The sequence below is a fragment of the Vibrio sp. 10N.261.51.C6 genome (assembly GCF_041471785.1).
Taxonomy (GTDB): domain Bacteria; phylum Pseudomonadota; class Gammaproteobacteria; order Enterobacterales; family Vibrionaceae; genus Vibrio; species Vibrio crassostreae_C.
Genome location: NZ_JBFRPB010000041.1, coordinates 22,026 through 44,867, shown reverse-complemented (window position 1 = coordinate 44,867; position 22,842 = coordinate 22,026). Strand labels below are relative to the sequence as shown.

Sequence of the window (22,842 nt, the reverse complement as noted above, 5' to 3'; positions counted from 1 at the left end):
TTGATAGCAATGATCCGTTTATGATTCAGCAATAAGCTCTTGAAGAATCTGCTTGTAGGTTTCTACCGTCTGCGCGCCCGTTACTGCACTCTTACGGTTGAACACCACAGTAGGAACCGCAGAGATCCCCATGCGTTGCCATTCAAACTCTTGCGCTTCAATTTGCTTCAAGTTGTCGGTGTTCTTTAGGCGCTTCAGTGCCTTCGTTGAGTCTAAGCCAACCGCTTCAAGCTCTTGTGCAATGACTTCAAGATCGGACAGGTCTTTTTGCTCTGTGAAGTGAGCAGCAAAGAAGCGTAGCTTTAACTCAGTCTGTTTGCCGTGCGCTAGTGCAAAATCGAGAAGTACATGTAGATGACGTGAATTGACCATTCTCATACTGTCATAGAAATTGAAATCGAAACCAACCGCTTGGCCGCGAGCCGAAAGCTGTTCTCGTGAACGTTGGCTCTCTTCTGCGCTAGAACCGTATTTTCTCATGATATGGGCACGCAGGTTTTCGCCCTCTTGCGGCATGTCAGGGTTAAGCTCAAACGGCTGCCATTCAAGTTCAATCTGGTCTTCTAAACCAAGTTCCGCAACGGCTAGCTCTAAGTTTTTGTAACCGACTACGCACCACGGGCACATTACGTCAGAAATAATATCAAGTTGAAGTTTCTTGCTCATAATCATTCCAAATATCGTTACTAAGGCGTATCCAATTCAAAGTGAATACCCATCTTTCTGGTTAGACTACAACAAGCTGAACACTCGTTCAAATTTAACTCAATACAACAGCATTCAACAAAAAAGCCAACTCATTTTCACGAGTTGGCTTTGATAAAAATCGAATCTAGCTTAAGAGCGTTACGCTAGCAACTTCTCAAGTACTTGGAACACACCCGCGTCAACGTTACTTGGCGCGCCAAAACGCGCGATCTCTTTTAACTTTGGATGCGCGTTTTCCATCGCGTAAGAGTGGTAGCTCTCTTTAAGCATTTCCAAGTCATTTAGGTAATCACCAAAGCTCATGGTCTGCTCGTAAGTGAAACCTAATGTGTTCTGTAGATGTTTAATCGCCGCGCCTTTTGACGCTTCAGCGTTCATCACATCTAACCAAATTTTTGCGCTTACAACCACTTGGTAGTTCTCACCGAATTTGGCATCAATAGTTGGGTTCACTTTCTCTTGTGAACCGTCGAAGTGACAGATAGCCACCTTGATGAAATCGTCTTCTACCGCCAGTAAGTCTTCTACTTGCTCACGGCGATGGTAGTACTTAGAGATCTCCGCCAGAGCACGCTCATCTTTGGTTTCGATGTATGCCGATTTCTTACCGCATAGCACCACATGCGCGCCTTCAATAGCTCGAGCTTCTTTAATGATCTCTTTAATGGCATCGGTATCAAGCAAGCAGCTGTAAAGTTCTTGGCCTTTGTGCATCACTAATGTGCCGTTTTCAGCAATAAACATCATGCGATCTTTAAGCGGGGAAAATGTTTCTAGCAAGCTGTAATACTGGCGGCCAGACGCGGCAGCAAAAATAATATCTTGCGCTTCTAAGCGCTCATAAAGATTGAAAAACTCAGGGTCGAGCTTTCCATGCTCATCGAGTAAGGTGCCATCCATATCAGTCGCGATAAATTTGATGTTTTGTTGGGGCATGTCGGGCGTACCTATTATTGGATTATGATCATTCGTTATCTTGAGTAACGGTTCTGGGTTCGATTATATCGCTAGAGTCGCTGGTGAATACAATGCTTATTTTACCGCCTGTCAGTCACTGTTTCACATCTTTCCAAGGCAAACGCTAACAGAAGCGCATTCCAGTTTGAAGGGTTAAGTCCTACATACAAGATGTGCGTTAGGTCACACTCCACTATATTCTTTCCTGTCTCTCCATCACTTTATTCCGACCACAGTCATTATGATTTTAGCTATTATTACGACCTTGCTTTGCATCGTTACCGTCAAGTTTCTAATCACACTTGCGAACTTAGAGCGCCATCGTATTCACATTGAACCTAAAATATCGTTCAAAAGAACTGAGTGGCCGACTGTTTCCGTCATTATTCCTGCGCGAAATGAAGAAGACAATATTGAAATCAGCCTTGGCTCTCTATTGAAGCAGAGCTACCCAAAAGACAAGTTTGAAGTCATTGTTGTTGATGACTTTTCTACTGACTCAACCCGTGCAAAAGTAGAAGCATTGATCAGTAAGTTCGACGTTAACGCGCGCTGTATTTCAGGTAGAACGTTACCGACCGGATGGCTTGGTAAGAGCAATGCATGTATGGCTGGCGCACTCAACGCGAGCGGTGAATATGTGTATTTCATTGATGCAGATACCGATTCAGCACCCGCGATGCTACAGAGCGTTATCGACTTTGCTATCCAACAAAAAACTGATCTCTTATCGTTTAATCCAAAACAAACTTTTGCGTCTGTGGCAGAAAAAGCGACCTTGCCGGGCATCTTTCTATCGATCGCATCTTATATGAACTTTAAAAACTCGAACGACATGACTAAGGAAGAAGCGATTGCTAACGGTCAGGCGATGTTGTTTACCCGAAAATCCTACGACGCAGTCGGTGGACACGCCGCAGTAGCAAACGCGATATCGGAAGACATCGCCTTTGCAAAAGTCATGAAGGTCAATGGATTTAAGATTTTCTGGGCATTTGCAGACAAACTAATGAGTACGCACATGTATTCAGACTTCAACTCAATCTGGGCTGGCTTTTCCAAAAACATGAATCTTATTGTGAATTGTCAATCGCAAGCACAAGCTTTAAAAGTCTTCATCAAAGCCAACATCATCGCATGGGCGGGACCGCTTTTGATGCTGGTATCGGCGAACGCCTTCATCAGTGACATGTCTGCCATTCATGCTTATTCGCTCATTGTCAGCTCTGTGATGCTCTTGGTGTCGATCGTCACCTACTTCATTTTGGTTAAGGAACTGTTTGTTCCCGCAAAATTTGCGTTAACCGTACCCTTCGGTATTTGTGTTCAAAGCCTACTCGTGCTGAACAGTTACCGCTTATCTAAAACCAATAAAATCAGCTGGAAAGGGCGCTCATTAACATGATGAATAAGATTATTACTTTGCTTCTTCTTGCTTGTTCAGTTTCGGTGTTTGCATCAGACACCGATGGCTGGTCACTGGCACGCGATAAAAAAGGCATCGAGGTTTATAACCGTAAAATTGAAGGCAGTCACTTTAAAGAATTTCGAGCAGAAGGCGACATCAACGCGTCCCTCACTTCTATTATCGCACTCTTTATCGATACCTCTGTTGGCACGCAATGGGTAGAAAACATCGATGACATGGAAGAAATAGAGCATTTTAGTGCGGCGCACACGATCACCAAAACCTATACCAAGGCACCTTGGCCAGTTGCCGATCGTGAAGCTATCGTAGAGAACGTCATCACTCAAGATCCAGAGACGATGGTTGTCACCATTGGTCAGCATGGTAGGCCTGATTACCTGCCAAACAATAATAAAAAAATCATCAGAGTGGCTGAATTAGAGGCGAGTTGGATCCTGACACCAATCGACGAAAACACCACCCATATCTCTTATCGAGTATTGAGTGATCCAGGTGGCGATATTCCGTATTGGCTCATTAACATGGTGGCCGTTTCTCAGCCTTACAACACGCTTCGCGGGTTATCTAAGATGTTGGATTCTGGTGAGTACACCGATCGTCGCCTTGATTTCATCGAGAACTACACGTCACTTTAACAATGCAATGAATACTCTAGAGGTCTATATTGTGAAATTTCCATTCTCTCCAATCGCAGCGATATTGCTTGTAGCATCAAGTTCAGTATTTGCTAATCAAATTATTGTCGATACTAAAGGTGTTGATGAAACACAGTATCACGCCGATCTGTATGAATGTGAGCAATACGCTCAACAAGTGAAGCCTGAAGAGGTCGATTCTCTTGGCAGCGATATTGTCGGTTCAACCGCTAAGGGTGCAGCGCTGGGTGCGGTTGGTGGAGCCGTCTCTGGCGGGAGTGGTCATGATGGTGCAAAAATTGGTGCTGGCATCGGTATTATCAGCGGCGCTTTAAAGCACGGTGCTCAAAAAAGACAATCCGCCGAGCTATCTGAGCAGCAGAAGTTTCAAGTGAATCGTAACTGTATGATCAACCGAGGCTATACCGTTCTTAACTAGCGGATAACCGAGCAAAATGGCGTTTAATCGATGTTCACGCCATTTTGCGTAGCTGAGTCAAAGCAGAGTTCAACCATAGTCCCTGAATCGCCACCTTAAAGTTCGTTCAAATAGACAGTGAGCATTGACCCCTATTTAAAATAGGCTTATCATTAATCGTCTTTTAACGATTAATGAAAGTGAGACGTCAATATGAACTCAACTTGCTCGACATCTGGTGGCTGTTCTCTGCCCATCGAACACGGTGATGCTAAAGCAGAAAAGCAAATGGCCGCACTGGCGAAAGCACTCGCTCACCCAGCAAGAATACGTATATTGAGTATCCTTTCCACGTTAGAAAAATCGGGCGGCTGCTTGAACAGTGATCTGGTGAGTGAATTGGGTTTAGCTCAATCAACGGTATCAGAGCACTTAAGAATATTGAAAGCCTCAGGTTTTATTACGGCTGAGTCGATTCCGCCGAAGATGTGTTACCGCATCGACCGCGACAATATTCAACGCTTCGAATCGATATTTAACAGCATTTTAAAATAGAAGTTCACGCTTGAATGATCGGCTTTGATAGCCTTTACTTTTAAGCGTGTTTTTTTGCCACAACCAATCGTTTTTCGACGATTTACGATATCAACTAAGAGAGATTATCATGAAACCAAAGTTAGGTTTTCTAGATCGCTACTTAACACTGTGGATTTTTATTGCCATGGGCCTTGGTGTACTACTCGGCACCCTATTCCCACAGATCGAACAGTGGAACGATTCAATGTCTGTTGGCACCACTAACATTCCGCTTGCGATTGGCCTTATCTTAATGATGTACCCACCTCTGGCTAAGGTTAACTACAACCTGCTAGGCACTGTGGTAAAAGATAAGAAAGCCATTAAGCTCTCTTTGATCATGAACTGGATCGTTGGTCCAATTCTGATGTTTGTATTGGCACTAACTTTCTTGGGAGACCACCCAGGTTACATGGTTGGGGTGATTCTGATTGGTCTTGCTCGTTGTGTGGCGATGGTTCTGGTTTGGAACGACATCGGCGGCGGTAACAAAGAGTACGGCGCGGCATTGGTTGCTCTAAACAGTGCATTCCAAGTGGTGAGCTACAGCTTTATGGCGTGGTTGTTCATCAGCGTTCTTCCACCAGTATTTGGTTACGAAGGCATGTTGGTTGATATCTCGATGATCGACATTGCACACAGTGTAATTATCTACCTAGGTATCCCATTCCTAGCGGGCTTCCTAAGCCGTAAGATCCTTGTGTCGATGAAAGGCGAGCAGTGGTACAACGACGTATTTATTCCACGCATCTCTCCAATCACACTGATTGCACTACTGGCAACCATCGTTCTGATGTTCAGCCTGAAAGGTGAAATGATTGTTGAACTGCCAATGGACGTTCTATTAATTGCGGTTCCACTGACTATCTACTTCACTGCGATGTTCTTCATCAGTTTCTTCATCGGTAAAAAGATGGGCATCGAGTACGACAAGAACGCATCAATTGCATTTACAGCAACAGGTAACAACTTCGAGCTAGCGATTGCCGTGGCTATCTCAGTATTCGGTATCAACTCAGACCAAGCGTTTGCAGGCGTTATCGGTCCACTGATTGAAGTCCCTGTGCTGATTTACCTTGTGAACGTGTCGCTTAAGATGAAAGACAAGTACTACAACGGTCAGACGGTTAAACCTAGCGTATAGCATCTACGTCTACACCTAGAACTAGAACTAACAAAAAGCAGCATCACTTTGAACAGAAAGGCTCACACGTTAAACGGTGAGCCTTTTCTTTATTCAGTTTCGTCTAATAGGCCTTTCAATGCTTGTTCAAGCCAAAGTAATGCAGGGCCTTTTGAGCGTGTTTTAGACAGAACAAGATCAACCGGAGGCGACCAAGTTTTATGGTCAAATGACACATTCACCTCTACCAAGCGCTGTTTAATAAGCTCTTCTTCAACAAGGTGTTTCGGTAAGTATGCCCAACCGATATCGCTACCAAGAATCATCTCTTTAATGACGATAAAGCTGTTTGACCACCATACCTTTCCGGCAATCAGCGGAAACTGATCCATCACCTTGCCTTTGTCTCCCCTCAACATTAACTGACGATGCGGGAGTAAGTCAGTGAGTTTCGCCACACCTGTTTTTGCGAGCGCATGACTTGGATGACACACAGCAATAAACGGTAAGTGACCGATAAAGCAAGGCTCAGAGCCGACATCAAAAGCCAAGTTGGTAAACATCAATCCAATGTCGGCCCTCTCTTCGATAATCAACGGATTGACCTCTGTCGTGGTACACGCAACCAATTCAACTTCAGTCGCAGGGAATTGTTGACTGAACTGACTAAGGATCTTAGATAGGTTCGGAACCAGCAATGAATCATCTAATGCAATTGTGATGAGCCCCTCTTCACCGCTACCCATCGCGTTAACCGTCACATTCAGATCTTCAACCTGAAGCACGATTGCTTTCACCTGTTTAAATAACTGCTCACCCGCTTTGGTTAGTGAAGGCTTTCGAGTCGAACGATCAAAAAGCTCAACATTAAAATCGATTTCAAGATTACTGATGCCTTGGCTCACCGCCGACTGTACCTTACCCAAATGACGAGCACTGGCAGAAAATGACCCTAATTCAACGGCATACACAAACATTTTCAGTTGTTCAATGTTGTACATTCGGTTTCTCCCAAACTTACTATCACTATATGTGATACTAACTATCTTTATATTATCACTTAAGTAGATATTATCTAGCCAAGTCATTAGCCCATCGGCGGCTATTTAATCGTAAAGAGAGTTAGAAAAATGTCACATAAAGAACGCATGTTGCACATGGTGCTATTTGAATTGGTTGCTTTGGTTCTAATGGCAGGGCTTGCAACCTATGTTACAGGAAATGGCGCAGGTGAAATGGCAGGCTTAGCGCTTGCAATATCATTGATAGCGATGGCTTGGAACTACGTTTACAACTATGGCTACGACAAAATTTACGGAACAGACCGAAGCAAAAGAACCACGAAAACACGTATCCTGCACGGATTAGGTTTTGAGTTTGGCTTAATGACAGTGACTCTACCTGTCTTGATGTGGGTTCTACAACTCGACTTCCTAACCGTACTGATCATGGACATCGGCCTAGTTATTTTCTTTGTACTCTACGCTATCGGATTTAACTGGGCGTACGATTCAGTAAGAGACTACTTTGTTACACAAGGCAAAGTTAACGCTTTAAATTAATTCACCGATTCGCTCAAATATCATCACCGAGCGATAAACAAAACGAATTGCCAGATTCAGTATGGATCTGGCATTTTTTGTCATAGCTTAAGTGCATCCTTGTTTGTTAACGCTTTTCCAACATTTGAGACCCCGGATAAGTCCACAAGATCCAAGTTTAATAAACCACCACTCGAGAATCAGCATCACAAATCCAAACATAAACTCCTCGTACCAGTTGCGCATTCATTTACATATAGGTAGTTTGAGCGGCTTCGCAACCTATCAATTCGAGCAATGACGTTCATGCGAGCATCTTTTTCGAGCAAAAGTGTTCGGATTAACATTTCAAGTGACTTTAATTAACAATTTTATGCTCAAACGCTCACTTTTGATGTTCGTTTATTTTCGAGTTCGCAAATATATGCACAATACACGTGCTAGATAAGCAAAACTAAAAAGGACTCGAACATGACAACAAACAAACACCCTTCTTTATTTGGGCAATGCTTGGCTGAATTTATCGGCACAGGATTACTCATATTCTTTGGCGTTGGCTGTGTGGCCGCTCTGGTATTAACTGGTGCGACATTCGGACAATGGGAAATCAGCATCATCTGGGGCTTCGGTGTTGCGATTGCAATTTACTGTACTGCCGGCGTTTCAGGCGCACACATCAACCCAGCCGTAACGATTGCACTGGCCATGTTCCATGGCTTCGATAAAGCGAAAGTGGTGCCTTACATCATTTCGCAACTGCTTGGCGCTTTCTGCTCTGCAGCATTGGTTTACAGCCTGTACAGCAACCTATTTACTGACTACGAAATCGCACATAACTTCGTTCGTAGCAGCCAAGACGCACTATCAACTGCTGGTATCTTCTCGACTTACCCACATGCTTCACTCTCTTTCTTCGGCGCTTTTGCTGTGGAATTCGTGATTACTGCAGTATTGATGTTTGCCATTCTGGCACTGGGCGACGAGAACAATGGCGCATCACGTGGCGCAATGAACCCTCTACTGATCGGTATTCTTATCGCGGTAATTGGTGGCTCATTAGGTCCACTAACTGGCTTTGCTATGAACCCTGCACGTGACTTCGGACCAAAACTTTTCGCTTACTTTGCAGGTTGGGATTTTGCATTGACTGGTGCTCGTGATATTCCTTACTTCATCGTTCCAATTCTTGCTCCTATCGCTGGTGCGTGTTTTGGTGGCTGGTTGTACCCACGTGTTATTGGTGCTCACCTACCAGTGGAAGGCCATGGCTGCACAATTCCAAACCAATGTGAAACAGAAGAAGAAGCTGAACAAGCTCAAGCTTAACCCCAAGCGACCTTACATTTACTAAAATATAAATAACGGAACAAAAAGGATTCTTACCATGACCGAGCAAAAATACATTGTTGCCCTAGACCAAGGCACTACAAGCTCTCGCGCTGTAATCCTCGATCACGATGCAAACATCGTAAGCTCTTCTCAACGAGAATTTACTCAAATTTATCCAAAGGCTGGCTGGGTTGAGCATGATCCAATGGAAATCTGGGCGACTCAAAGCTCTACATTGGTTGAAGCTCTAGCTAAAGCAGGCATTCGCAGCGACGAGCTAGCGGGTATCGGTATCACTAACCAACGTGAAACCACCATCGTTTGGAACAAAGAGACAGGCAAGCCGGTATACAATGCTATCGTATGGCAATGTCGTCGTACTGCAGAAATTTGTGAAGAACTTAAAGAACGTGGCCTAGAAGACTACGTGCGTGACAATACAGGTTTAGTCCTTGACCCGTATTTCTCAGGTACCAAAGTAAAATGGATTCTAGACAACGTTGAAGGCGCTCGCGAAGACGCTGAAGCAGGTAAGCTACTGTTCGGTACGGTTGATACTTGGTTGGTTTGGAAGATGACTCAAGGCCGTGTACACGTTACGGATTACACTAACGCATCACGTACTATGTTGTTTAACATCAACGACCTATGCTGGGACAGCAAGCTACTAGACGAGATGGGTATTCCAGCATCAATGATGCCTGAAGTGAAACGCTCTTCTGAAGTTTACGGCCAAACGAACCTTGGTGGTAAAGGCGGTACTCGTATTCCAATCGCGGGTATTGCGGGTGACCAACAAGCTGCACTTTACGGTCAAATGTGTGTAGAAGCAGGCCAAGCTAAGAACACTTATGGTACTGGTTGTTTCCTTCTAATGAACACAGGCCAAGAGAAAGTCACATCGAAAAACGGCCTTCTAACCACACTGGCATGTGGCCCTAAAGGCGAACCTGCATACGCACTGGAAGGTGCAGTATTCATGGGCGGCGCATCAATCCAATGGCTACGTGATGAAATGAAACTACTGGCTGGCGCAGAAGACTCTGAGTACTTCGCAACCAAAGTAGATTCTTCAAACGGCGTTTACGTAGTCCCTGCGTTTACTGGTTTAGGCGCACCATACTGGGATGCTTACGCTCGCGGTACGATTGTTGGCCTGACTCGTGGTGTTAACTCTAACCACATCATCCGTGCAACCTTGGAAGGTATTGCTTACCAAACGCGTGACGTACTAGACGCGATGCAAGCGGACTCTGGCATCAAGCTAGCAAACCTACGTGTTGATGGCGGCGCAGTAGCGAACAACTTCCTAATGCAATTCCAATCAGACGTGCTTGATACTGAGGTTCACCGCCCTGAAGTAACGGAAGTAACGGCTCTTGGTGCCGCTTACCTTGCTGGCCTAGCGGTTGGTTTCTGGGACAGCATTGACGAGCTTCAAGACAAAGCCGTTCTTAACCGCACCTTCATGCCGCACCACGACGAAGAGAAACGTAACCGCCGTTACAAAGGCTGGAAGCGTGCAATCAAGTGTGCACAGGTTTGGTCTGAACTGCACGATGACGACGAAGAGTAATACAGAGTATTCAGCTCATCGTTAATCATTAATCGTTGACCTAGGAACTCGAGCAGCCTCATCGATTAGATTGCTCGAACCTCAGCAAACGAAACTAAAAAGAGCACTATTTTGTGCTCTTTTTTGCGTTTCAGGCTCAAATTCCACTTTTTGACCAGCGTTTTTGCGGTTTAGACATGATTCCTTACCATCATTACTTCTCTCTTTTCATCAATTCGAGCACAATAGCGTGAGTTTATATTTTCGATTTTGACGCGCTAGAGCCCTTTGCGCGCAGGGAGTGGTAAGTTAAGTGAAGCAGATACCAAGACACCAGCAGATTGTAGATCTGGTAAAAACACAAGGATATGTGAGCACCGAAGAGCTCGTTGAAAAGTTCGATGTCAGCCCACAAACCATCAGACGAGACCTCAATGAACTTGCCGATAGAAACAAAATTCGTCGCTATCATGGTGGTGCAACCATTCCTTTAAGCTCGGAAAACACCTCTTATAACACGCGTAAAGCGCTTAACTTCAACGAAAAAGACGTGATCGCCGACGAACTGGTTAAGCACATCCCAGATGGTGCAACCCTGTTCGTTGATATCGGCACCACGCCAGAATCAGTGGCACGTGCACTCAATAAAAATCACAAACAGCTAAGAGTCGTCACCAACAACATTAACGTTGCCAGCATCCTTCTTCCGAACCCAGAGATCAAGGTTATCTTGGCGGGCGGTGAAGTACGTAACCGCGATGGCGGTATTGTTGGCGAAGCGACACTCGACTTTGTAAAGCAGTTCCGCCTCGATTTCGGCATCTTAGGCATCAGCGGCATCGACTTTGATGGCTCACTGCTCGATTTTGATTACCACGAAGTTCGTGTAAAACAAGCCATCATCGAAAACAGTCGCAGCATCTTCTTAGCCGTCGACCACAGTAAGTTTGGTCGTAACGCGATGGTTAAGCTCGGCAATATCTCTCAGGCCCACATGGTGTTTACTAATAAGCAGCCACCGGAAGAGATTCTCAACATCCTTAAAGATTCGGCAATACCATTAGAAGTGATCGATACCGCTCGTCCTATGAGCGAATAACTAAACATAAGAGCTCAGTGACGCCACTTTCTTAAATGAATCACCATTCTTTATAGAAAAGTTAATAAAGTAAAACTTGCTCGCTGTCATTGTCACTGTCACTGTCACTGTCGCTTCTATGCTCGAATTAGACTTATTTGAACCTCTGCTTTCATAAGCAGAGGTTTTTTTATGCCCAAATCACATAAAACGCGCATAAACGAAAATAATAAATGACCGCAAACGAAAGTTCATATAGGATTCAATTATGTTCTAAAATGCTCGTTCGCTCAGAAAGAGGTCAAAACCATGAGTGCTCAACAAACTAATTCAAACAATAGTACATCTTCAACTCTAGACTTAATCGTTATTGGCGGCGGCATCAATGGTGCGGGTATCACGGCAGACGCTGCTGGTCGTGGTCTAAACGTTGGTTTATACGAAGCAAATGATTTCGCCTCTGCGACGTCTTCTGCAAGTTCAAAGCTAATCCACGGTGGTTTACGTTACCTTGAACATTATGAATTTCGTTTAGTTTCAGAAGCACTTGCAGAGCGTGAAGTGTTGCTGAGAAAAGCACCTCACGTTGCACAACCAATGCGTTTCCGTTTACCGCACCGACCATTTTTACGCCCGGCTTGGATGATCCGCTGTGGCCTATTCCTTTACGATAACTTAGGTAAACGTACGACTCTTCCTGGAAGTAAAACGGTGAACTTGGCTCAATCAGGTTTGCTTAAACCAGAAATGAAAACAGGTTTCGAATACTCAGACTGCTGGGTAGATGATGCGCGTATGGTATTGCTGAACGTGTTGGCGGCGAAAGAAAACAACGCAGAAGTACGCAACTACTGCCGAGTTGAAAAAGCACACCGCGAAGGCGACATTTGGCATGTAACGATTCTTGATGTGATGACAAACCAACGTTTTGAACGTAAAGCGAAAGCGCTGGTTAACGCGGCTGGCCCTTGGGTTAAGCAGTTCTTTGATGATGGATTAGAGCAGGCTTCGCCTCGTAATATTCGCCTAATCAAAGGCTCACACATTGTGGTACCGCGTGTTCATGACGAACCACAAGCGTACATTCTACAAAACAAAGATAACCGCATCGTGTTCATGATCCCTTACCTAGATAAGTTCTCGATCATCGGCACCACCGACCTTGAATACAAAGGCGATCCTCGCGAAGTGGCTATCGACGATGTAGAAGTTGATTACTTGATTGATATCGTTAACCAGCATTTTGTTAAGCAACTAGAGCGTGACGATGTTGTGTGGACATACAGTGGCGTAAGACCGCTTTGTGATGATGAATCTGACTCGCCACAAGCGATCACTCGTGACTACACACTGGAGCTGGATGCAGAAATGGATCAAGCACCACTGCTATCTATCTTTGGTGGCAAGTTAACGACTTATCGTAAACTCGGTGAAGCGGCACTGAACAAGCTAGAACCTTACCTGAAACACATGGGTGCACCTTGGACAGCTAACGACACGCTACCGGGTGGCAACTTTAGCTGTAGCCGCGAACAGCTTGCAGCAATGATGCACACGAAATACCCTTGGGCATCTGAAGCTCTGCTACTTCGTTACGTGACCCAATTTGGTACTTACACATGGGACCTGCTTGAAGGCGCTACATGTGAGGCGGACCTTGGCATCCAGTTCTCAAGCGAAGCACACGGTGTTTACCAAGCTGAGATCGATTACTTGATTAATGAAGAGATGGCGATGACTGACGAAGACATCTTGTGGCGCAGAACCAAACTTGGCCTGTACTTAAGTGAAACAGAGCAGCATGCAGTTTCTAGCTACTTAAAAGAGAATCTTGAAAGCACTGTGGTGAACTTTTCTCAAGTCGGTTAGTTCTTCTAGCAAAACCATCCGCTCCTGAATATAAATAATGACAAAGCTTAGCGCTCCCCACGCTAAGCTTTTTTATTGTCTACTATTCCGCTCAGCCTGAGACTTTATTCACACCTCTATTTTCAACAAAAACTAAATAGTGTTTTATTAATCCGGTTGATTATCAACTTCACAAAAGGTTGCTATTCTTTATCTCAACGAAACAACACATTTAAAAACGCTCACCATGTCAGCGCTTTAATAACGTTTGTCTCTATGTTTTCTCCCAATACGGCGGATTACCATAATATTCAGAGAAGTAGTCAATGAAGGCTCTCACCTTTGGTGCAAGTAACCTTGTGCTTGGGTACACAGCCCAAATTGCAGGCTCTGATGTTAATGGGTAATCTTCTAATATTTGAACCAGCTGACCGCTTTTCAGTTGTTCATAGGCACACCAATTCGATGTCACCGTGATCCCCATACCACCTGAGGCTGCGTCACGCAGTGCTTCCCCGTTATCTGCCCTGAACGACCCAGATGCCTTAATCGTCTTAGGCCCGCTTTCAGTATTGAAGGTCCAGTTTTCTAAACCAATTAAGCTAATACATTGATGATCGTTAAGATCTCGAGGTTTGGCTGGCTTACCATATTTGATTAAGTAATCAGGCGATGCACACACAATACGCTTGTCTGTCGCAAGTTTTCGGGCAATCAGTGTCGAGTCTTTCAGCTCCGAGATACGAATCGCGATATCAAAGCCACCCTCAACAACATCCACCATCGAATCTGATAGCCTGAGATCGACTTTTAACCCAGAGTAGCGCTCTAAGAATCCAGGTAAGGCAGGAACAAGATGCAAACGTCCAAAAGACGCAGATGCGGTAACTCGCAACGTTCCGGTTGGAGAATCACAACCCACACCGACCGCCGATTTGGCAGCATCCACGCTCGATAACACTTCTTCAGCATGAGGTAAGAATGCTTCCCCCTCTTCGGTTAAAGAGACCTTACGAGTGGTTCGGTGGACCAAGCGAACGCCTAAATTGTCTTCCAGTTTACTGATGTGCGAGCTTGCAACAGCAGGAGACAAACCAAGCTCTTGCCCAGCCATGCTGATGTTATGTGTGGAAGCTAAACGAACAAACAATTTGAGGTGTTCAATATTCATGAGATTACCAATAAAATCTTAAAAATCGTGTACCAGTAACCCTCATTATGCGTCATTCACATAACAATACAACGTATTAACTCAGTTGAATTGTGAAGATGTTATTGTGCCAAAACGAAAAAAACTCCCGAAGGAGTTTTTTTGTCTAAGTCTGCAATTCGCCATTTAGCTAATCAGCAAAATTACTAGCTCACTAGCCAGTTAAACGTGCATGCAGTGCATCTTTCAGTACAGAACGATCATGTTTCAGTTGGTGCATCGAGCCGTCATCAATGGGTGAATCTTTCAGCTCAAGCTTACGAATCTCTTTATCAAGGTTGTCGTACGTCTTCATGTCTGCTGCAAAGCCATCGTCAGTTTTAACAAGCTCAGCAATTTTATCTTTCATTTCAGGAAATTCGTGAACAAGAGAATGATTTTCACCTAGCATAGAAACCTCTTAAGTTGAGTAAAGTGATTGGTAGTACACATTCATTATTTACCTTAGCAAGGGACTCAAATAACAAATGAGATCCAGTACACAGCCTAGAATATAGACAGTTCAGATTCACAAATTTACAACATCCACCTAAAAAAATAAGATGCTTTACATAGAAGAAAGCCTTGTAAGAACACAAGGCTTTATAAGGTAGATCTATATACAAGTAGAGTTAACAATCGTTATCGAAGCAGCTGAAAAATGTTTCTACAAAGAGATTAGCTGCTGCACCCTTGGGTATGAACTCGATTCATGTCGTCACCGACTTGTGCTTCTTGAGACCCCGTCGATTGGCATCCTGCCACGAATAACAGCGTTACAGATAAGATAAGCCATTTCATAATAAATCCTCTTTCGGTCATGACTAAAGCATAGTGTTTAAAAGCGCGGATACCTCAATCATTAACTAAAACCTTACCTACCGATAAGGCCTTGGTTAATGAACAAAGCATCGCTTCTTTAACTAACGACCTGCTTTTGTACAAAAAACTTTCACTTCAACGAATGAAAATCGTACAAGAGCGAAAATAGGACAGCTATGGAACTAAGAATAAGAACTAGAAGTTAGTCACTCGTCGCCAAACGTACAGCCGCTTCTGCATGAATGGCTGTGGTATCAAACAAGGGAACATCAGTGTGTTGCTGCTGAATCAGGAGGGCGATTTCAGTACAGCCCAGAATAACGGCTTCTGCACCTTGTTGGCCTAGCTTCTCAATGATTTGACGGTATACATCTCGAGATTCTTCTTTTACTTGGCCTCGACACAGCTCTTGATAAATGATGTTGTGGACTTTCTCTCGGTCACTCTCATCAGGAATCACCACATCGATACCGAATTTGTTAGTCAGGCGGCCTTTATAGAAATCTTGTTCCATCGTGAAAGCCGTGCCGAGTAATCCGACTTTCTTCACTCCTTGTTCCAGCAGTTTCTGCGCTGTGGTATCAGCGATGTGCAAGATAGGAATAGTGATCTTCTGTTCGATCTCAGGAACGACCTTATGCATGGTATTGGTACAGATCAGGATGAAGTCCGCTCCGGCTTTCTCTACCGATAAAGCCGCGTCCGATAAGATATCCGCCGTCTCAGCCCAGCGACCTTGATGTTGAAGCTTTTCTATCTCATCGAAGTTCACGCTGTACATACAAACCTTTGCAGAATTGAGCCCGCCGAGTGTGGCTTTAACGCCCTCGTTGATGGATTTGTAGTAGCTCACTGTCGACTCCCAACTCATACCGCCGAGCAAACCGATCGTTTTCATTTTGCTATTCCTTTAATTTCCGACTAACTCGATTAAACCGTCATGCATTGAAAATTTATAGTACGTTCTTGCTTAAAGCGAACCCATAACACCTTATTCCTTTCAAACCATTCATTCCAAAAACCTCCGCTCACAAAAAAGGCTCGAATTTAAAATCCGAGCCTTTGAAGTTTTGACCAAGGGTATACTTGGCGTTAGTACACCTCACACCAATCGGATTTCATGTCGATTAACGTCCAATCATCTCTGGAGTTCGCTTCGTCGAGTGCTTTATCAAGCTTACCCACATGGGACTCACGATCATACTTCCACTCGCGCTCGGCATCGGTGTGATGAACAATCATCGCCATTGAGTTTGGTTGACTGGTTGCCCACTGCATCATCGCTTGATCGCCGTCTGAGTTACCTACTGCTAGAATCGGCTTCTTACCGATAATATGCTGAATGTTAGTGACCTTTCCGGCTTTGTCGTCAATGGTCAAAATGGACGAATCTTTGGTAACGGTCGGATTACCGTCGTTGTAGCTGTAGTTGTATTTAAGTGCGCTACCGATGATCTGTTCTGACGGGATATTGTAAGCATCAGGAGCCCACACTCTCATGAAGTCAACACCGCCACCCGACACGATGTAAGTCTTGAAGTCATGCTCTTGAAGGTAAGTCAGCATCTCTTTCATTGGCTGGTAAGTAAGGTCTGTGTAGGCTTTGTTGAAGCGTTCGTCTTTCGCTGCAGCTAGCCATTGCTTAACATCTTTTTGGTATTGTTCGACTGTCATACCAGAGTGTGTCGCCATGATAATTTTCAATAAACCTTCTTCGCCGCTCCCTAGAACACTCTTGATGTCACCTTCAAGCACGAACTTAAACGGTGCTTCCGTTTTCCATTCAGGGTGTTCAAGCGCCATCTCTTTGATTCGATCTAACGCGAAAGCCAATTGGAAATAGTATGGCTTTTCAGACCAAAGCGTGCCGTCGTTATCAAATACAGCAATACGATCTTGGATCGCAACGAAGGTATCAGATTCAGCTTGGGTGGCTTGCCCAACAAAGTCGACGATAGCGGATTTGCTCTCGCTGTCCTTCCAAGAAGGCAGCAAGTTGGGATCACAATCTTTAGCAAAAGATGAGAAAGAGAGACTGGATAAGATCGCGACAGATAAGAGGGTTATTTTCTTCATAGCAACTACCATGTTGTTGAATTAATTGTAGGGTTTAATTCAATTCATCCTAGTTGGTCTACTCTGATTTGCCACTTATGAACACTATAACCAATGCTCATGTTGGTATTAGATTAGTACCACAGCTAAGCTGGCTGAGGGTGCTCTGCGATGTATTTATCGAGAACTTAAAAGGAGACAAACAAAAAAGCAGAACTTCAATTCCTCAAAGTTCTGCTTTATCAATCCATGACTGCTTACACTCTGCGCTTTTTGAAAGCGTGCCAGCCAGCGCTGAAAATTGTTTTTACCACCACGCTTAATGCGCTAAGTTTAGGGTCAGCATTCTTGCCAGAGGCAATGCGCCACATTTGATGTTCATACCAAACCAGCCCGACCATCGCCATCTTGTCTAATGCGGGCTTTCCTGTGGTTGGCACCGTTAGTGGCATGCCGTGGCTAGGGTCTTCAATTAACTTGTTAGGGAAATCAGGATCAACCGCCATTGTGCGTGCAATACCAATAAAATCGGTCGCCGAGGTGTTTAATGCTTCATTCATTGCTTGCGCGGTTCGAAAACCACCCGTGACCACCAGCGGTGTACTCACGAGTTTTCTCGCCTTCACCATGTAATCCATAAAATACGCTTCACGTTTTACCGTGCTGGCCTTGATTGGTTCAGCTTTGCTCTTTGAACCCATCATTGATGGACTTTCATAGGTGCCGCCAGAGATCTCAATCAGGTCGATACCGTTATCACTCAGTGTTTGAACAACCTGCATCGACTCTTCTTCAGTGAAGCCACCTTTCATAAAGTCAGCGCTGTTGAGCTTAATTCCGACAGGGAAATCTTCACCGACCTCTTTTCGAATCGCGCGATAAACCTCAAGCACGAAACGAAGTCTGTTTTCGAGTGAGCCACCCCATTTGTCTTGGCGTTGATTGTGTCTCGAAGACAAAAACTGACTCACGAGATAACCATGAGCACCGTGAATCTGCACGCCAGTAAAGCCTGCTTGTTTTGCAAGCTTTGCACTCAGCGAAAATTTATCAATGATTGCGATTATTTCCGTCTCAGTCAGAGCTCGTGGCGTATTGAAACCTTTTTCTAATCCACGCTCTAAAGAGATAGCCGAAGGCGCAACCGGGCTATCACATAAGAATTTAGGGATTTGCTTTCCTGGGTGGTTCAATTGCATCCATATCTGCGAACCATTTTGTGTTCCAGCCTTCGCCCACTCACGAAATACGCTTAAGTCACTTTGCTCATCTAACACCACGTTTTTAGGTTCACCAAGCGCACCTCTATCTACCATCACGTTGCCCGTCATGGATAGGCCAATTCCTCCTTGAGCCCAACGCTGGTAAAGCGTGACTAAACCTTGCTTAGGGTTATGATGTTTATCACCTAGCTGTTCACTCATTGCCGATTTGAACAGGCGATTTTTGATCACTTGGCCATTAGGAAGAAAAAAAGGGTCGTTGAGGCAGATTGGATTCATGCGCGTGGTTACTTTCTTGGGTTTATATATTGAGTCCAGTATGCCCTATTTTATCCGACAGTTCTGAGCATTTGGTGCCTATTTCGAAGCAAGTTTCACTCAATAATAAAATGCCAGCGGCATAGCAGCTGGCATTAATCGATTATAAATAGAATCTCAAAAACTGGGCTGACGCTGCTGAAATATGTCAACCAGAAAGGCTCTAATGCCCTTTACGCTCATGGTAATTGTCGTTATTGTGATTCTCTACGCCATCATCACAAGGACTGTCTGAGAGTTATGAACAGCACGATTGAAACTATTCTGGGGCACCGCTCCATTCGTCAATATACAAATCAACCGATTGAAAAAGCACAACTTGATGTGATTATTCAGGCTGGTCTCGCGGCTTCGTCATCGAGCTTACTGCAGGCTGTTTCTATCGTGAGAGTGACAAACAAAGAGAAGCGTAAACTGCTAGCCGAATACGCAGGCAATCAAGCTTACGTGGAGAACGCGGCTGAGTTTTTGGTGTTCTGTATCGACTATCAACGCCACGCTCAAATCAACCCTGAAGTGAAAACCGACTTTACTGAACTGACCCTGATTGGCGCTGTCGATTCTGGCATCATGGCGCAAAACTGCATGTTGGCTGCTGAGTCTCTAGGTTTAGGTGGCGTGTACATTGGCGGGCTGCGTAACAGCGCACAACAAGTCGATGAACTGTTAGAACTACCACAACATACCGCCGTGTTGTTTGGGATGTGCTTAGGTCATCCGGCACAGCAACCAGAGGTCAAGCCTCGCCTTCCAGCTCACGTGGTGATGCACGAAAACCAATACCAACCGCTGAGCCTAGATGACATTGCCAGCTACGATGATTCGATGCAAAGCTACTACGCAAGCCGTTCAAGCAACCAAAAACAGAGCAGTTGGTCACAGCAGATCACACAGAAACTCTCTGGTGAATCTCGCCCACATATCCTGCCTTACTTAAACAGCAAGCAGCTGACCAAGCGTTAAGCCGTTAAGCCGTTAAGCCGTTAAGCCGTTAAGCGATTAGAGCTAGCAGCAAACAGCAGTACAAACAAAAATGTCAGCGTAATATACGCTGACATTTTTATTTATCCGGAGGCGGCTAGCTTACAGATATTTCTCAATCGGTAACAACTGTAGGAAGCCTGACTGCATTCGTTCCCATTGACCAGTGTCAGGTTCGCTGTCCCAACGTTGATCGCCTGAATACCAATACACATCACCGTCTTCCAATTCCAAGCGCCAGCTATTATCTTCACTCATTGCTTGCTCAATAGTGTCTGCTAACGTTTCAGCAATCTCTTTATTTTCGATGATCAAAACCGATTCCGTATTGAGGTAGGTAGAGCGCAAGTTGAAGTTAAATGAGCCGATGCTCGCGATGCTGCGGTCGAATACGACTGATTTAGCGTGCAAGCCATAGGCTGTCTCAGGCGCACATTTAGACACGTCTTGAGTCGATGCTTCACACAACTTAGATTCTGGTTTTAGCTCAAACAGATCGATGCCATGCTCCAACATATCGTAACGTCTGCCCGCATAAGCAGAATGATTAGTCACCAGATCATTAGAGGCCATAGAGTTAGTTAGCGCTTTTATCTCAACGCCCTTATTGTTCAACACTTGCCACTCTTCAAGCTGACCATCATCGAATACAAGGTAAGCCGATTCCAATAAGATCTCTTGTTTCGATTCACTCGCTAACTTACCTAGAAGAATCGCGGTCTCTTTCGGTTCATCGGTATTGTCTGAATCATCAGGAACAGGCTGATCGTAAACAAAACGCGCATTCACCCATGCCATCTCACCAATCACCTCTTTCAGCAAACTATCAGCAGCCTTACGATCTAGTGGCAATTCCGGGTAATTTTGATAATGCGGAACGACAATATTATCTATCTTCGAGAGATCAGGTTGTTCGTCATCATCCAGCATATCGACAGGGTAAGACCAACGGCTGTTCCAGTATTCAACAAAACTGGTTTGGATGGTGTTAACTACCGAGCCCATGACTAATACATCGCGGTCTCGGAAATTGATTTCATCAGAAAGGTCAAAGTATTCATCACCGATATTACGGCCACCCACCACAGACAAAGTACCATCTACGGTAAACGACTTATTGTGCATACGGCGATTTAAGCGAGAAAAGTCACCGACAAAGCTCAGCCATTTACTGAAGCCACGGCGTGTTGGCGTTGGATTGAAGATACGAATCTCGACGTTAGGGTGCGCATCCAGTGCCGACAGCAAACCTTCACGTTCGTTGAGGTTGATATCATCCAACATTACGCGCACCTTCACACCACGCTCAGCCGCGGCTAACAAACGGCTAGCGAGATAGCTGCCCGATTCGTCAGAGTTCCAGATGTAGTATTGAATGTCGATGGTGTGCTCGGCACTTTCGACCAGTGCTAATCGCTGTGCCAAAGCATCCCAACCAGACTCTTGCAGACGAACCGCGGTGGTGCCTTGCTCTAAAGCTTCAGGCTGAAATTCATTGGTTAGAACCGATAAAGAACTAGGTGCAGGAGAGGTTGGCGGTTCTGTTGGATGATCGATGCCTTCAGGAAGTGAAGAACACCCACCTAAAACGGCGATTAAGATTAACGTTAAACTGATGCGTTGGAGCACAGGCATGTATCTGACTTCCTTTTCACAATGCGTCTTAGAAACTTTCCGTACAGCTTTTCAATGAACAAGCTATTCCGATCTATTCATTGATTATTACTGCTAAAGCCTGAAATTTATAGGTAATTATCCAGTATAAATTTAAAGGTCGGTAAATTGGCCTACAGATCACTTAAGTTGGGTGAGTGCCAAACAGTATAAACTCAGCGGCTTTTCTACCATTTCGATGTTGAGTCTGTTCGGTCTGGGTGATGCTTCACCATTGTTTGGAGATCTAGTTTCACCGCTTGATTTCACACTAACAGGCGTGTCGACTTACTTATATGAGATTGTGCAAACGCATTACTTACGTAAGCGCTAAAGCTGTTGTTCATCTAAGGGGCATGTAAGGATCAACACCGAAAACATTGTTCACGCTACATAACGTTTATCGTCCCTACACAAGCCTTCCCTACAAGCTCAAACGGGGCTGAATAAAGTCGATAAACGCCGAGATACGTTTAGAGACCGATGACGACTTGTAGTAAACCGCATTCACTCGCTCTCGGTCTGTGTTGGCAAGTTTGTCTTGTTCCAGAATAGGGATTAGGCGACCCGCAGCCATATCTTCCTGCACCATAAACCCCGATAAACAAGCAATCCCATTTCCAGCTAAGACTAGTTGACGCACGGTTTCACCATTACTGGCTGTCACAGTAGGCGCGACATCACTTTGGTTTGGTAAAGGCCAATGGTTAAGCACTTTGTTACCCGCAAACCCCACAATTTGATGCGAACTCAAATCTTCAGGTTTGGTGGGCACCCCACGCTTAGCGAGATAATCAGGTGACGCAACAATATGGAGTAAACTTTTTCCTAACGGGCGAGCGTGCAGTGTTGAATCGGACAACTTACCGATTCGAATCGCAACATCAGTTCTCTTTTCGAGAAGATCTACGAAGCCTTCGTTGGAAGTGAGTTCCAATTCAATGTCTGGGTAAGCCTCTTTGAATGACTGCACCAACGGCACTAGTTGGTGAAATACGAATGGACTGGCGGCATCGACTCTTAAACGACCTTTTGGCAACTCACCGCGCGACACGATTTCTTCTTCCGCGCTCTGAATCATCTGTAATCCCACCCTGACTGAATCGACAAACTGCCGTCCTTCCTCCGTCAATTCCACGCGTCTCGTTGTTCGGTTGAATATTGAGACGCCGAGTTGTAACTCAACCTTACTCACCGAGCGAGACACCTTGGCGACCTGCACATCCAGCGCCTCTGCCGCCGCAGAAAAACCACCAGCATCGACAACGGTGAGTACCATTTCTAAATCATCTGAACGGGTTAACATGAGGCTCCTTCGCTATCTTCATTTTGTTTAATGTCATCTCGCTTGTGCTCATCACAGCTCAAATCACGGTGTCTTTTCGATCTCATCAGCTTAATCCA

The 22,842-nt window shown here is 44.9% G+C and carries 22 protein-coding genes; 11 read left to right on the top strand and 11 right to left on the bottom strand.

Features of this window, described 5'->3' with window-relative positions; translation table 11 throughout:
- Positions 1–18 precede the first annotated feature (18 nt).
- Both AB4375_RS11585 and AB4375_RS11580 read right to left on the bottom strand, forming a co-directional pair.
- Positions 19–666, bottom strand: coding sequence for a DsbA family oxidoreductase (locus AB4375_RS11585; RefSeq protein ID WP_017060931.1), 648 nt, complete (start codon positions 664–666; stop codon positions 19–21).
- Between the two features lie 180 nt (positions 667–846).
- On the bottom strand, positions 847–1,644 hold the full coding sequence (locus AB4375_RS11580) for a Cof-type HAD-IIB family hydrolase (protein ID WP_017069716.1): 798 nt from the start codon (positions 1,642–1,644) through the stop codon (positions 847–849).
- Positions 1,645–1,906: 262 nt separating this feature from the next.
- Between AB4375_RS11580 and AB4375_RS11575 the strand changes: the two genes are divergently transcribed.
- From AB4375_RS11575 to arsB, 5 genes are all read left to right on the top strand, one after another.
- Positions 1,907–3,070 (top strand): glycosyltransferase family 2 protein, encoded by a 1,164-nt coding sequence (locus AB4375_RS11575; protein ID WP_017064013.1) that lies wholly within the window; start codon positions 1,907–1,909, stop codon positions 3,068–3,070.
- Positions 3,067–3,729, top strand: coding sequence for an START domain-containing protein (locus AB4375_RS11570; RefSeq protein ID WP_017069715.1), 663 nt, complete (start codon positions 3,067–3,069; stop codon positions 3,727–3,729). The genes AB4375_RS11575 and AB4375_RS11570 overlap by 4 nt, the downstream gene beginning before the upstream one ends.
- Before the next feature lie 31 nt (positions 3,730–3,760).
- Positions 3,761–4,168 carry a glycine zipper family protein gene (locus AB4375_RS11565; RefSeq protein ID WP_029235181.1) on the top strand — a complete coding sequence of 136 codons (408 nt, stop codon included), beginning with the start codon at positions 3,761–3,763 and terminating at the stop codon, positions 4,166–4,168.
- 192 nt (positions 4,169–4,360) lie between these two features.
- Positions 4,361–4,702: a helix-turn-helix transcriptional regulator gene (locus tag AB4375_RS11560; RefSeq protein ID WP_017064015.1), complete on the top strand. Its 342-nt coding sequence runs from the start codon at positions 4,361–4,363 to the stop codon at positions 4,700–4,702.
- A 109-nt stretch (positions 4,703–4,811) separates the two neighbouring features.
- Entirely contained in the window at positions 4,812–5,867 is a 1,056-nt protein-coding gene (arsB, locus tag AB4375_RS11555) for an ACR3 family arsenite efflux transporter (RefSeq protein WP_017069714.1), read from the top strand.
- An 89-nt stretch (positions 5,868–5,956) separates the two neighbouring features.
- Here arsB and AB4375_RS11550 read toward each other — a convergent pair whose 3' ends face one another.
- Entirely contained in the window at positions 5,957–6,847 is an 891-nt protein-coding gene (locus AB4375_RS11550) for a LysR family transcriptional regulator (protein WP_017069713.1), read from the bottom strand.
- Between the two features lie 129 nt (positions 6,848–6,976).
- On the opposite strand from AB4375_RS11550, the gene AB4375_RS11545 reads away from it, so the two are divergent.
- The 5 genes from AB4375_RS11545 (at position 6,977) to glpD (ending at position 13,218) form a co-directional block, all read left to right on the top strand.
- Positions 6,977–7,408, top strand: a complete 432-nt coding sequence (locus tag AB4375_RS11545; protein ID WP_372051631.1) for a PACE efflux transporter — start codon at positions 6,977–6,979, stop codon at positions 7,406–7,408.
- 450 nt (positions 7,409–7,858) lie between these two features.
- Positions 7,859–8,713, top strand: a complete 855-nt coding sequence (locus AB4375_RS11540) for an MIP/aquaporin family protein (RefSeq protein ID WP_017069711.1) — start codon at positions 7,859–7,861, stop codon at positions 8,711–8,713.
- Positions 8,714–8,771: 58 nt separating this feature from the next.
- On the top strand, positions 8,772–10,292 hold the full coding sequence (glpK, locus tag AB4375_RS11535) for a glycerol kinase GlpK (protein WP_017069710.1): 1,521 nt from the start codon (positions 8,772–8,774) through the stop codon (positions 10,290–10,292).
- 292 nt (positions 10,293–10,584) lie between these two features.
- Positions 10,585–11,370: a DeoR/GlpR family transcriptional regulator gene (locus AB4375_RS11530; protein WP_017066103.1), complete on the top strand. Its 786-nt coding sequence runs from the start codon at positions 10,585–10,587 to the stop codon at positions 11,368–11,370.
- 288 nt (positions 11,371–11,658) lie between these two features.
- Positions 11,659–13,218: a glycerol-3-phosphate dehydrogenase gene (gene glpD / locus AB4375_RS11525; RefSeq protein WP_017069709.1), complete on the top strand. Its 1,560-nt coding sequence runs from the start codon at positions 11,659–11,661 to the stop codon at positions 13,216–13,218.
- 253 nt (positions 13,219–13,471) lie between these two features.
- Here the strand turns inward: glpD and AB4375_RS11520 are convergent, their stop codons facing one another.
- The 6 genes from AB4375_RS11520 to AB4375_RS11495 form a co-directional block, all read right to left on the bottom strand.
- A complete protein-coding gene (locus tag AB4375_RS11520) occupies positions 13,472–14,368 on the bottom strand; it encodes a LysR family transcriptional regulator (protein WP_017069708.1) in 897 nt (298 codons plus the stop codon).
- 193 nt (positions 14,369–14,561) lie between these two features.
- A complete protein-coding gene (locus AB4375_RS11515) occupies positions 14,562–14,798 on the bottom strand; it encodes a YdcH family protein (protein ID WP_017067743.1) in 237 nt (78 codons plus the stop codon).
- 266 nt (positions 14,799–15,064) lie between these two features.
- Complete coding sequence (locus AB4375_RS11510) at positions 15,065–15,187, bottom strand: hypothetical protein (protein ID WP_258182976.1); 123 nt, start codon at positions 15,185–15,187, stop codon at positions 15,065–15,067.
- Positions 15,188–15,410: 223 nt separating this feature from the next.
- Positions 15,411–16,106, bottom strand: a complete 696-nt coding sequence (locus AB4375_RS11505; RefSeq protein WP_017069707.1) for an aspartate/glutamate racemase family protein — start codon at positions 16,104–16,106, stop codon at positions 15,411–15,413.
- A gap of 194 nt (positions 16,107–16,300) precedes the next feature.
- Positions 16,301–17,284, bottom strand: a complete 984-nt coding sequence (locus AB4375_RS11500) for an HAD family hydrolase (RefSeq protein WP_372051629.1) — start codon at positions 17,282–17,284, stop codon at positions 16,301–16,303.
- Positions 17,285–17,520: 236 nt separating this feature from the next.
- On the bottom strand, positions 17,521–18,765 hold the full coding sequence (locus AB4375_RS11495) for an NADH:flavin oxidoreductase/NADH oxidase family protein (RefSeq protein ID WP_372051628.1): 1,245 nt from the start codon (positions 18,763–18,765) through the stop codon (positions 17,521–17,523).
- 279 nt (positions 18,766–19,044) lie between these two features.
- Between AB4375_RS11495 and nfsA the strand changes: the two genes are divergently transcribed.
- Positions 19,045–19,767: an oxygen-insensitive NADPH nitroreductase gene (gene nfsA, locus AB4375_RS11490; protein WP_017066969.1), complete on the top strand. Its 723-nt coding sequence runs from the start codon at positions 19,045–19,047 to the stop codon at positions 19,765–19,767.
- A gap of 120 nt (positions 19,768–19,887) precedes the next feature.
- On the opposite strand, the gene AB4375_RS11485 is transcribed toward nfsA, so the two are convergent.
- Positions 19,888–21,420: a phospholipase D family protein gene (locus AB4375_RS11485; protein WP_372051627.1), complete on the bottom strand. Its 1,533-nt coding sequence runs from the start codon at positions 21,418–21,420 to the stop codon at positions 19,888–19,890.
- A gap of 442 nt (positions 21,421–21,862) precedes the next feature.
- Positions 21,863–22,744, bottom strand: coding sequence for a LysR family transcriptional regulator (locus AB4375_RS11480; RefSeq protein WP_017069703.1), 882 nt, complete (start codon positions 22,742–22,744; stop codon positions 21,863–21,865).
- Positions 22,745–22,842: the final 98 nt, after the last annotated feature.